General features: G+C 44.0%; 10 protein-coding genes. 6 read left to right on the plus strand and 4 right to left on the minus strand.

Annotated elements, in window-relative coordinates; genetic code table 11:
* The 6 genes from QSH61_RS12195 (at position 1) to QSH61_RS12220 (ending at position 5,912) form a co-directional block, all read left to right on the plus strand.
* Positions 1 to 1,035: an ABC transporter permease gene (locus tag QSH61_RS12195; protein WP_010606732.1), complete on the plus strand. Its 1,035-nt coding sequence runs from the start codon at positions 1 to 3 to the stop codon at positions 1,033 to 1,035.
* Positions 1,022 to 1,915 (plus strand): ABC transporter permease subunit, encoded by an 894-nt coding sequence (locus QSH61_RS12200; protein ID WP_010371175.1) that lies wholly within the window; start codon positions 1,022 to 1,024, stop codon positions 1,913 to 1,915. The genes QSH61_RS12195 and QSH61_RS12200 overlap by 14 nt, the downstream gene beginning before the upstream one ends.
* Positions 1,915 to 2,922, plus strand: coding sequence for a peptide ABC transporter ATP-binding protein (locus QSH61_RS12205; protein ID WP_010606731.1), 1,008 nt, complete (start codon positions 1,915 to 1,917; stop codon positions 2,920 to 2,922). Before QSH61_RS12200 ends, QSH61_RS12205 begins: the two co-directional genes overlap by 1 nt.
* A complete protein-coding gene (locus QSH61_RS12210; RefSeq protein WP_128726417.1) occupies positions 2,907 to 3,668 on the plus strand; it encodes an ATP-binding cassette domain-containing protein in 762 nt (253 codons plus the stop codon). Before QSH61_RS12205 ends, QSH61_RS12210 begins: the two co-directional genes overlap by 16 nt.
* 18 nt (positions 3,669 to 3,686) lie before the next feature.
* Positions 3,687 to 4,715 (plus strand): helix-turn-helix domain-containing protein, encoded by a 1,029-nt coding sequence (locus tag QSH61_RS12215; protein ID WP_206471054.1) that lies wholly within the window; start codon positions 3,687 to 3,689, stop codon positions 4,713 to 4,715.
* A gap of 69 nt (positions 4,716 to 4,784) precedes the next feature.
* On the plus strand, positions 4,785 to 5,912 hold the full coding sequence (locus QSH61_RS12220; RefSeq protein WP_206471055.1) for a nuclear transport factor 2 family protein: 1,128 nt from the start codon (positions 4,785 to 4,787) through the stop codon (positions 5,910 to 5,912).
* A 67-nt stretch (positions 5,913 to 5,979) separates the two neighbouring features.
* Here QSH61_RS12220 and QSH61_RS12225 read toward each other — a convergent pair whose 3' ends face one another.
* The 4 genes from QSH61_RS12225 to clpX form a co-directional block, all read right to left on the minus strand.
* Positions 5,980 to 7,890 carry a SurA N-terminal domain-containing protein gene (locus QSH61_RS12225; RefSeq protein ID WP_206471056.1) on the minus strand — a complete coding sequence of 637 codons (1,911 nt, stop codon included), beginning with the start codon at positions 7,888 to 7,890 and terminating at the stop codon, positions 5,980 to 5,982.
* Between the two features lie 173 nt (positions 7,891 to 8,063).
* Entirely contained in the window at positions 8,064 to 8,336 is a 273-nt protein-coding gene (hupB, locus tag QSH61_RS12230) for a nucleoid-associated protein HU-beta (RefSeq protein ID WP_010371157.1), read from the minus strand.
* Positions 8,337 to 8,552: 216 nt separating this feature from the next.
* On the minus strand, positions 8,553 to 10,910 hold the full coding sequence (gene lon, locus QSH61_RS12235; RefSeq protein ID WP_017216125.1) for an endopeptidase La: 2,358 nt from the start codon (positions 10,908 to 10,910) through the stop codon (positions 8,553 to 8,555).
* Positions 10,911 to 11,203: 293 nt separating this feature from the next.
* Positions 11,204 to 12,487 carry an ATP-dependent protease ATP-binding subunit ClpX gene (clpX, locus tag QSH61_RS12240; RefSeq protein WP_010606725.1) on the minus strand — a complete coding sequence of 428 codons (1,284 nt, stop codon included), beginning with the start codon at positions 12,485 to 12,487 and terminating at the stop codon, positions 11,204 to 11,206.
* Positions 12,488 to 12,583 lie beyond the last annotated feature (96 nt).

Here is a 12,583-nt window from a genome sequence, read left to right on the forward strand (position 1 = left end):
ATGTTCGCAAAATATGCTTATCGAAGACTGAGCTTGCTTTGCTTTATGTTGTTTACCCTAACGATATTTACTTTCGCCCTCAATTACCTGTTTCCTGGTGAGTTGATCACTAACTTCAGTGGTGAAGTCAACTCAAGTTATGCCCAAACGCAGGCGCTAGTTGAAAAATATCGTATTGAAGAAAATATCTTTGTGCAATATGGCGCGTTTATGACTCGTATGTTTGAAGGCGACTGGGGTTTATCTTTATCATCAGGGCAGCCCGTGCTTTCTCATGTGAAACATCTATTTCCAGCAACGCTTGAGCTGTGTTTATATGCTTTGACGGTTGCAGTCTTGATTGGTGTACCAAGTGGAGTAATAGCCAGCGCTTATCATAAAAAGTGGCCAGATAAGCTCATTAACTCATTAAGCTTGATGGGATTTTCCATTCCAGTTTTTTGGTTAGCCCTGCTGCTTATTATGGCATTTTGTCTGGGCCTTGGGCTTTTCCCCATGTCCGGTAGAATTGGCTTACTTTATGAAATACAGCCCGTTACTCATTTTATTCTGATTGATATTTATCTTGAAGATTTTCCCTATGGTGGTGCCGCATTTTGGGATGCACTTCATCATTTAGCGCTGCCAACCGTTGTGCTAGCTATGTACCCAACGACAGTTTTGATCCGCTTTACTCGCGACTCTATGCTCGAAGTCCTCGACCAGAACTATATTAAAACAGCTAGAGCAAAAGGCCTTAATCGCAGCCAGCTTATCATCCACCACGCGCTGAGAAATGCGCTGCTTCCAGTGATAAAACAAATTGGCCTCCAATTTAGCACGCTCATCACACTTGCGATGATCACTGAGGTGATATTCTCTTGGCCTGGGATCGGTCGATGGTTAATTGAAAGCATCTATCAACGTGATTTCCCCGCCATCCAAGGGGGACTGCTCGCGGTGTCTTTCTTTGTTATCATTGCCAACATGTTGTCTGATTTTATTCACTCGATACTCGATCCGCTCGCAAGGAATCAGGCTCATGGCAAAGTTTAATCTATTTACCGAAGAGTCTAATCGCTCACCTTTATTTAGGTTATGGCGTAAATTCCGCTCAAACCACGTTGCGCTAGTGGGTTTATGGCTGTTTGTTGCTCTGACGGTGTTGGCTTTAACAGCGCCGCTGATCGCGCCCTATGGTGTTAACCAGCAGCATGCTGATGCCCTGTTGCTACCACCTTCTTGGCATGACGATGGCGATGTGCGCTTTATACTCGGTACAGATGATTTAGGGCGAGACATCTTATCGCGCTTAATGAATGGAGCAACCTACACGTTTGGTTTATCTATCATTGCAGCCTTGGTTACCACGGCGCTCGGCGTCGTACTTGGTACGCTTGCTGGCGCCAGTCGAGGCTTAAAATCCAGCTTTCTTAATCACTTATTGGATATTACGCTCGCCATTCCTTCGTTACTGCTGGCCATTATCATCATTGCTATATTGGGGCCAGGTTTGATGAATACAGTGTGGGCAATTATCTTCGCGCTATTGCCACAATACATCCACTCGATTAGAAACTTAGTGGTCACTGAGCTGAGTAAAGACTATATCATCGCCTTTAAGCTTGATGGTGCAACACGCTGGAAACTGCTCGTCCGTGGCATACTGCCTAACATTTACGAGCATATCGTGGTTATCTTCACCATGGCGCTGTCGACTGCTATTTTGGATATTGCGGCACTTGGTTTCTTAAAGCTCGGTGCGCAGCCTCCATCGACCGAATGGGGTGCAATTCTCCAAGAAAACTTAAGTTTAATTTATCTAGCGCCTTGGACTGTAGGTCTCCCAGGTGTATTGCTCTTTTTGGCAGTACTGTCTACCAACTTGGTTGGTGATGGACTGCGTGAAGCGCTGAAACAACGTAAGGCAGATTAATGCAATTACTAGACATTAAGAACCTCACCATTGAACTACGTACCGAAGACGGTGTTATTCGCGCGGTTGATAAGGTCAACCTTAGCCTTAAAGAAGGCGAAGTACATGCGCTTGTCGGTGAGTCTGGCTCTGGTAAAAGTCTAATCGCCAAAGCCATTGTGGGGGTACTCAATCAGCGCTGGACAGTAACCGCAGACCGCATGCACTGGCGTGGCGTTGACCTTATGCGTTTATCTTCAGAAAAGCGCAGAAAGCTCGTCAGCCAAGATATTGCGATGATTTACCAAGAGCCAAGTCGAAGCCTTGACCCAACCGCTACCATTTTCGACCAAGTCGCGGAATCTATTCCCGATAGCGTCTTAAAAGGTGGCTTTTTTGGTCGTAGAAAAGCACGAAAAGAAAAGGTCCGAGCGCTATTGCACAAAGCTGGGATCCGAGACGATAAAAAGATCTGCAGCAGTTACCCACATGAACTTTCTGAGGGGATGTGTCAAAAGATCATGATTGCGATGGCCATCGCCAGAAGCCCTAAATTACTTATTGCCGATGAGCCAACCACCGCACTTGAGAGTACCGCCCGCGCGCAAGTATTTCGATTGCTCAAGGCATTAAACCAGCTTAAGAACATGTCGATATTAATGATTTCGCATGAGCTGGAAGAGATCTCCGACTGGTCTCATGCAATGCATGTGCTCTACTGCGGACAGATGGTTGAAGCAGGTCCTACTCAGGCTATTTTTAAACAGCCATTGCATCCCTACACCCAGGCGCTGGTTAAGAGTTTACCTGACTTTGGTCAAGGGCTCGGCCATAAAGAAGCATTCTATGCCTTGAAAGGCACGATTCCACCATTACAGCATTTACCCATAGGATGCCGCTTGGGGCCTAGATGCCCTCAAGCGCAAAAAGAATGTGTCGTCACGCCAAGGCAAAGTCGCTCGCATGGTCATAGTTACGCTTGCCACTTTCCGTTAATTAAGGTGAAGCAAAAATGCAACCCGTCTTAAAAGTACAGTCTTTAAACAAGTCCTACACTTCTCGTCAAGGACTGTTCAGACGCCGCTCGTTACAGGTACTCAGAGATGTGTCGTTTGCGCTTGCTCCCGGACAAACCCTCGCGATCATAGGCGAGACTGGCTCTGGTAAAAGTACGCTCGCCAAAGTACTTGCCGGTGCCGACATGGCAGACTCAGGACAAATATTACTGAATGGCCAAATTGTAGAAGACGCAGGTATTCGCAATCATGACTGCCGTACTATTCGCCTTATCTTTCAAGACCCAACTCGCTCGCTCAACCCGGGTCTCACCATTGGGGATATGCTTGATGATTGTCTGCAATACAATACAGAACTCACTGAAGAGCAGCGCTATAAGAAAATCCGCATCACGCTCAGCCGCGTCGGGCTACTTGGCGAACACATAGACTATTATCCTCATATGTTTAGTGGCGGGCAGTTACAGCGGGTTGCCTTAGCGCGGGCCCTTATTTTAGACCCAAAAGTGCTGGTATTGGATGAAGCGTTGTCATCATTAGACCCATCCGTACGCGCGCAAACCGTAAATCTGCTGCTAGAGCTACAAGCAGCAACGGGACTTGCATACGTGCTTATCACACATCATTTGAGTTTGGTTCGTCACATGAGTGATGAGATTTTGGTATTAAACCGCGGCAAAGTCGTCGAATATGGCGAAACCGAACGTGTGTTCAATACTCCAAAATCTAAAACCATGCAGAAGCTGCTATCAGCATAATTTCGCGGGGAATAAGTAATGGATTTTAGTGCCCATCTGTTATTTTTCTTCTCACTTATCGGGGTGTTTAATGGCTTTATTCTCAGCGCCCTACTGCTAATAAAATTTCAGGAGGCAAAGGCACTGCGCTGGGTGTCGGTGCTCCTCATTTTACTCTGTATTCGAATTGGTAAATCAGTCCTTTTTTACTTTAACCCAGAGCTGGATAAAACGATCCTGCAAATAGGTTTGAGTGCCTACTTTTTGCTTGGTCCCTGCCTGCTTAATTTTGTACTTGCAAGCTACAGTAAAACCAAAAATCGTTATCTAACAATACACTTTTTGGCATTAAGCGGTTTTATTATTGGATTTGGTATACTTATGCCCTATCAGCTTCACCCTGAAATTTGGCAAATGTGGGGTTACAAAGGCACATCCTATTTTTGGCTAGGTTATTTACTGATAAGTTCTTATACTTTTTATCGTCTAGCTATAGGCAAAAGCGCCAATGGCAACGCTGAGTTTCATCTAACTTTGGTTGTGATCTGCGGTTGCTGGCTCATTTGGGCCGCGTATTTCTTTTCGTCGTTCACTTCTTACATCACAGGAGCACTCACGTTCAGCTTTGTGCTCTATTTAAGCATCCTTTTCGCACCCAAATTACTACGAAAACCAACTGCTAATGAAAAGAAATATGCCAATACGCACATAAGCGACGATGAATACAATCAGCTCATAGCCAAACTTGAGTCGCTAATGTCAGAAAGCAAGCTATTTACTGAGCCGGATTTAACGCTCCCCCGATTGGCCAAACGATTAGGCACGAGCCACAACAAATTATCGCAAATAGTAAATCGCCACTATCATTGTAACTTTAAACAATATCTCAATGGCTTGAGAGTTGAATATGCGAAACACTTGCTTTCGAGCACCAACATGCCGCTGGAACACCTTGCACTGGAGTGTGGTTTTAATTCTGCATCCACATTTTTTGCCGCATTTAAGAAGCTCACGGGGTACTCTCCAAATAGCTTTAAGCACTCCGAGAACATACTATCAGACTCCTAAAATATACTCTAGGTGACTGCTTTAATTAAATAAGTTTATGTTTCTTCTGAATCATTACAGGAGAAGCTTATGACCCTATCAAAACTAGTACCATTGTTATTTTTACTACTTATCCAAACCAGCATCGCCATCGCTTTTGAGGATGAGACCGCTAAAATTACCGCTACATTAAACCACTACATCGGTGGCACCGCGAATAACCAGCCTGAAATGATAAGAAAAGCGTTTCATCCCGATGCGATACTTATTTTAGAAAAGTCAGACCAAGCGATGTGGCAAGTCCCGTTGAAAGAGTATTTGAGTTGGTATAAAGGTCCGAAAAAAGACACAGGCAGGCGCGCAAAAATTCTAAATATCAGCGTGAATGATCACCTTGCACAGGCCAAAATCCGCATTGATATATTGAAGTCAAACGTGCAGTACATCGATCACCTACTCCTAAAGAAAATAGCTGGCACATGGAAAATCATCAGTAAATCTGCGCAGCAAACCACGCTAACTTCCGAGCAAGTAACGAACTTAGGTCGCCGAGTGCTCATTGTCGCGTCAAGCAAGGCCTTTCACGGCGATAGTCAGCTGCCAGCTGGCACGAGCTTCGAAGAGCTACTCAGTGCCTATGACGTATTTACTCAAGCAGGACTAATTGTTGATTTTGTCAGCACACAAGGTGGCGCGCTAAACCTGAGCTATATAAATACTTCAAACGGCGAACATAAAAAGTACCTTTACCAACCTGACTATATGTATGCGCTCAGCAACACAATGCGCCCAGCTGAAGTCGACCCTAGCCAATATGCGGCACTCTATTATGTAGGCGGCAGTAATGCCATGTATGAAGTAGCAGAAAACCTTACTCTACAGCGTATTGCTATGCATATATATGAACAAAACCAAGGTGTTGTTGCCGCTGTATGCCACGGCACAGCTGGTATCGTTAATTTGCGCTTGAAAAATGGCGAGTATCTCATCAAAGGAAAACAAATCACCGGTTACCCTACCGCATTTGAAAATCCAGATAGAGCGTATTTCGAGCATTTTCCTTTTCAAATTCAGCCTAAAGTGGAAGAGCTTGGAGGGAATTTTGTATATGGAGAGCGGGATGCGTCTTTTATCAAGGTAGATAGCCGCATAGTGACGGGCCAGAATTATCAGTCTTCACAAGCGGTTGCAAGCACCGTACTTGAGCATATTCAATAATACCGATATCCCTTCACAAGGCATAAAAAAGGCGCCGTGTTGGCGCCTTTCTGCTATCTAAAAACGATTATTGCTGCTCTGTGACCTGTAACTGTGGTCTTTTCACTTCAGACTTAGCTTCAAGTGCTGCTAGTAGCTCAAGATAGTTTTTGTTTGCATAAGAAGCCGTGATTGACTGCTTCTGCTGCACATCAACTTTGCCATCAACTTCAGGCGTGGTTACAGACTTCAGCACCACAAATGCCGAGTCACCATTACCAAGCTCTACAAGTGCAGATTCTGTTTCTGCTACACCAGGCTGAGGCAATTTAAATGCTTCTGCTGCGATAGCTGGCGGTACGTCGTAGCTACGACGCTTAAGCTCAGTCACGCTTTTCACTTCGATATTTTGTGCTTTGGCAATCTCAGCTAAAGTAGAACTACCTTGTAGTTGCTCAAATAGTGACTGTGCTTTCTCTGCAATTAATGTCGACGCTTTTTCATTGCTCAACTGCGTTTTGATCTGCGCGCTGACTTCCTCAAGTGGCTTCGTCGCTGCCGCTTTATGCTCAGCAACACGAACCACCACGATATGCTCTGGTGCAACTTCTAACACTTCAGAGTTTACGCGGTCTTCTAGCAGCTCTGGCGTGAAGATAGTATTGCTTATCGCTGGTGAATTCAGTGGCTCAGGAAGCGCATTACGACTTACCAGCTCAGTTGATTTGATTTCAACACCAGCGGCTTCAGCAGCGTCTTGTAGCGAGTCAGCCATTTCAAAAGCAAGTTCAGCTACACGGGTTTGCTTTTGATAGAACGCATCGATCTTAGCTGCATTTTCAAGCTCTGCACGAAGGTCGTCTTTTACGTCTTCAAAAGATTGTGCCTGTTGGCGCTGAATGTCTGTTAGCTTGATAATGTGAAAACCAAACTCAGATTCAACTACTTCAGATACATCACCTACCGCGGCAAGCGCAAATGCTGCATCTTCAAACGCCGGATCCATCATGTCCCTTTCAATCCAATCTAGATCACCGCCAAGCTCAGCGCTCACCACGTCGTCAGATTTTTCTTCTGCAACAACGGCAAAATCAGCACCGTTATTCAATTCAGCCAGAATTTCATCTGCTTTTTGTTTAGCGGCTTCAGCATCTTCGCTTGCATCAACAAGAATGTGTGACACGCGGCGTCTTTCAGGTTCAAGATATTGGTTTTTTTGCTCTTCGTAATACGTTTTTAACGCTTCCTCAGTAACTGGTTCTGCAGGCGCTAAATCTTCAGCTTTTAGCTCGATATAGTTAACCGCCACCAATTCTGGAGCTTGGAACTGAGTTTGATTCAAGTCGTAATAGTTCTGAACTTCTTCATCTGATACTGACACTTCATCTTTCACCAACTCTTTGCTTAATACCGCATAGTCGATAGCACGAGTTTGTTGCTGTAGCGCAATAGATTGCTGAAGTTCGTTTTTCAGTACAAAATCAGTGCCAGCAACTGCAGAGATTAACTGCGCACGAGTCATCTCGTCACGAAGATATTCACGGAAGCTATCTGGCTGGAAGTTCATTTGACGGATAACTTGTAAGTAACGGTCGTTACTGAATTCTCCACCAATTTGAAAATATGGCATTTCAACAATCGCTTTTTTAACCTGCTCATCGCTCACACGAAGACCAAGCTCTTTAGCTAATTGAGTTTGTAATTCTTGTTGTACTAATTGATCAACAACACCTTGGCGAATTTGCGCCATATAATTAGGATCGGCTGCAATCTGTGCAAAGTATTCGCCAAACTGTTGCTCTAGTCGTGCGCGTTCATTTGAGTAAGCACGAGAAAACTTGGTTTGTGAAATCTTTACTCCGTTCACTTCTGCGACAGGCTGCTCTGTGGTTTGACCTAGGTAACCACCGATCCCTGCTAACGCAAAAGATAAGATGACTAAACCTAATACGATTTTAGCCGCCGGGCCTTGCGAGCCTTCTCTGATCTTTTCAAGCATTTATTGTTTCTCTTATCTAAGTCAAAGCACTAAAGCACTTTGTGTTTGCTAGATTTGGGTTAAGCATTACACCAATCAGATTAGTGATGGTATAAAAAAAGCGTATCTTAGCAGATACGCCTTTTATCTTGAAGCAGTTCGCGATGACTCTGCACCGCCTAATTCAAATTGAATTAGTTTACTGCGTCTTTAAGCGCTTTACCCGCTTTGAAAGATGGGATGTTAGCTGCTGCGATTTGAATAGTCTCACCAGTTTGTGGGTTACGACCAGAACGTGCAGCACGCTCGCGCACTGAGAAAGTACCAAAACCTACAAGTGCAACAGAGTCACCGTCTTTTAGTGCACCCGTTACAGACTCAATGAATGAATCTAGCGCACGACCAGCAGCCGCTTTAGAAATGTCAGCATCAGCTGCGATTTGATCGATTAATTGAGATTTATTCACAATATCATCCTCTTCCATAGTTATTGTCAAAAGTTACTTCTTACTGGTAACTTTTGCTATTCATTTAGAGACATCACAGCGACTCTCTAATTCTCGAAATCTTTCTCAAGCCTAGTGATTACGGGGCTTCCGAACCAGTAGGCTTGAATACAGTGCCTAACTTAACACACCTTTTAGATTTGAAAAGCCTTTTCACTCAATTTTTTGGCTTTTTTCTTAGTTTTTTTGCGATTCCACACTAAAACTGTCTATTGGGTGCGCTAACGCCAGTGATAATACCTCATCAATCCATGACACCGCATGAATATCAAGCCCTTCAAGAACATTCTCAGGAATTTCTTTTAAGTCGCGCTCGTTCTTTTTCGGTATTAAAACTCGTTTAATTCCACCACGGTGCGCTGCCAATAATTTCTCTTTCAGACCACCGATAGGCAGAACTTCACCACGCAAGGTAATTTCACCTGTCATCGCGACATCTGCACGCACTGGATTGCCAGTGAGGCTTGACACTAAGCCCGTTACCATCGCAATACCGGCGCTCGGACCGTCTTTCGGTGTTGCACCTTCAGGAACATGAACATGAATATCACGTTTCTCGTAGAAATCGTCATTAATGCGTAGTTTGTCAGCACGGTTGCGCACAACCGTCATTGCCGCCTGAATTGACTCTTGCATCACATCGCCCAGCGAGCCGGTGTAAGCAAGTTTGCCTTTACCTGGTACTGCCGCACATTCGATAGTGAGTAAGTCACCCCCTACTTCCGTCCATGCAAGCCCGGTAACTTGACCAACTCTATCGCCGTCTTCCGCCTTGCCGTAGTCGTGACGTTGTACACCTAAGAAGTCTTCAAGATTTTCTTGGTTAATCACAACTTGCTTAACATTTTTATCTAGCAAGATGTTCTTAACGGCTTTTCGGCATAACTTAGAAACTTCGCGCTCTAGATTACGGACACCCGCTTCACGCGTGTAGTAGCGGATAATGCCAATGATCGCACTGTCTTCAATATTGATTTCAGACTCTTTTAATCCATTGCGTTTCACTTGCTTTGGAATTAAGTGCTGCTTGGCAATATTTAGCTTTTCGTCCTCGGTGTAACCAGAAAGACGAATGACTTCCATACGGTCTAATAATGGACCTGGAATGTTAAAGCTATTAGAAGTCGCAACAAACATAACATCAGACAGATCGTAGTCCACTTCTAAATAGTGGTCTGCAAAGTTGCTATTTTGCTCTGGATCTAACACTTCTAGTAGAGCCGATGCAGGATCGCCACGCATATCCGATGACATCTTATCGATTTCATCCAACAAGAAAAGCGGGTTCTTTACGCCAACTTTCGACATGCTTTGGATCAATTTACCCGGCATTGAGCCAATATAAGTTCTTCTGTGACCACGAATTTCAGCTTCGTCGCGCACGCCACCGAGCGCCATACGTACGTACTTACGGCCAGTCGAACGCGCGATAGATTGACCTAAACTGGTTTTACCAACGCCTGGAGGACCAACTAAGCATAATATAGGACCTTTAAGCTTATTGGTGCGCTGCTGTACCGCTAGATATTCGATGATGCGGTCTTTCACTTTCTCAAGACCATAATGATCGGCATCTAGTATCTTTTGTGCACCAGCTAGGTCTTTTTTCACCTTTGAGCGTTTTTTCCAAGGTACATTGATCATCGTCTCAATGTACGAGCGCACAACTGTCGCCTCTGCAGACATAGGTGACATCATTTTAAGTTTGTTAAGCTCTGAAAGCGCTTTTTCTTCCGCTTCTTGCGGCATATTCGCTTCGCTAATACGCTTTTTCAGGGCTTCAAATTCGTCAGGAACATCATCCAGCTCACCAAGCTCTTTCTGAATAGCTTTCATTTGCTCATTCAGATAGTACTCTCGTTGAGATTTCTCCATTTGCTTTTTAACGCGTGAGCGGATCTTCTTCTCTACTTGAAGTAAATCGATCTCGCCTTCCATCAACGCCATCAAATACTCGAGACGCTCAGTCACATCGTTAATTTCTAGCACCTTTTGTTTTTCAGGTACTTTAATTGGCATATGAGCAGCCATCGTATCCGCTAAGCGTGCAGCTTCATCGATACCCGATACTGAAGTTAGTACTTCTGGTGGGATCTTTTTATTTAGCTTCACATAGCCTTCGAACTGGCTAATTGCGCTGCGAACTAATATGTCTTGCTCTTGCTCATCCACATCCTGAGATGGAATGTACTGAGCTTGCGCCAAGAAATATTCGTCTGTAATTAGAAACTCATCTATTTTTGCGCGTTGAGTACCTTCAACTAGCACTTTCACTGTGCCATCAGGTAGTTTGAGTAACTGTAGTACCGTTGCAATGGTACCAGTCTGATAGACATCATCAGTGCTTGGGTCATCAACTGAGGCGTCTTTTTGCGCAACTAAAAAGATTTGCTTGTCATTGTCCATCGCAGCTTCTAGGCATTTTATTGATTTTTCTCGACCTACAAACAGCGGGATCACCATATGCGGATACACCACTACATCGCGTAGCGCTAGCACAGGAATTTCTACTCGATCCGTTCTTTCAAGCGTCATTATGTTCTCTTCGCACTTCAATTAATTTTGGGAATACTGAGCTATATGGGGATAACGCAGATAAAGTTCAATAGTTTATAGTAATCCGCATCAAGTAGAGATCAATTTAACGTATAAAAAGCTTAGTTTTGACACTCAATTTACCGTGGTGAAATGTATGAAATATTCACCCTAAAAACTTGTCTCGCTATTGCCCTTTATTGTTATAGCAATTTGACTATATTGGTTTCTATCTGATGTGGACTAAGAAATAAAAAGGAGCGCTAGGCTCCTTTTTTCAATCTCATACTGAGCTATTCAGACGCCGCCTTTTCTTTACCGTTATTTTCGTAAATCATAATAGGGTCTGATTCGCCTTTGATCACCGTTTCATCAATGACGACTTTACTCACTTCTTCTAGTGAAGGAAGCTCATACATAGTATCAAGCAGTACGCCTTCGACAATCGAACGCAGACCGCGGGCACCCGTTTTACGCTCCATCGCTTTATGAGCAATCGCTCGTAGCGCATCTTCACGGAATTCAAGGTCAACACCTTCCATCTTAAATAGCGCCGCGTATTGCTTAGTGAGTGCATTTTTCGGCTCATTTAGGATTTCAATTAGTGCTTCTTCGTCCAGTTCAGTCAAAGTTGCAACTACAGGCAAACGACCAATAAATTCAGGAATTAAGCCGTACTTAACTAAATCTTCAGGCTCTACGTCTTTAAACGTTTCGCTTAATGAGCGCTCAGAGTCTTTAGACTTAACTTCAGCACCAAACCCAATTCCGGTATTTTTTGTACTGCGCTGCTCGATGACTTTATCTAAGCCTGCAAACGCACCACCACAGATAAACAAGATCTTAGAAGTATCTACTTGTAAAAACTCTTGTTGCGGGTGCTTTCTACCACCTTGTGGCGGAACAGATGCAACCGTGCCTTCAATCAGTTTTAGTAGTGCTTGTTGTACACCTTCACCTGACACATCACGGGTAATTGATGGGTTGTCAGATTTTCTTGAAATTTTGTCGATTTCGTCAATGTAAACAATACCACGCTGTGCTTTCTCAACGTCGTAATCACATTTTTGCAGAAGCTTTTGAATGATGTTTTCAACATCTTCCCCCACATAACCGGCTTCGGTTAATGTCGTTGCATCTGCCATGGTGAATGGGACGTCAAGTAAACGTGCAAGCGTTTCCGCTAGAAGGGTTTTACCACTACCCGTTGGACCAATTAGTAGAATATTACTCTTGCCAAGTTCTACATCACCTTTACCACCTTGGTTACGCAGGCGCTTGTAGTGATTATAAACCGCAACAGACAAGACTTTTTTAGCGTGGTCTTGACCTATCACATAATCATCTAAGTGATTTCTGATCTCTTTTGGCACAGGTAATTTATCAGACGCGTCATGCTTAGGCGCAATATCTTTGATTTCTTCCCTAATAATGTCGTTACAAAGTTCAACGCACTCGTCACATATATAGACAGATGGACCGGCAATTAACTTACGAACTTCATGCTGGCTCTTACCGCAAAATGAGCAGTAGAGTAGCTTGCTATTCTTATCGCCGTCTGTTGGAGTGTCTGACATTCAGCTACCTCATTCAATTGCTGTTATCTCTAGATAACATCGTATTTCTTTTAACTATACCAAAGAAATTTGGCTTTGGCACAGTAGAAGCCGATG

It is taken from the genome of Pseudoalteromonas sp. JC3 (genome assembly GCF_030291895.1).
Classification (GTDB): domain Bacteria; phylum Pseudomonadota; class Gammaproteobacteria; order Enterobacterales; family Alteromonadaceae; genus Pseudoalteromonas.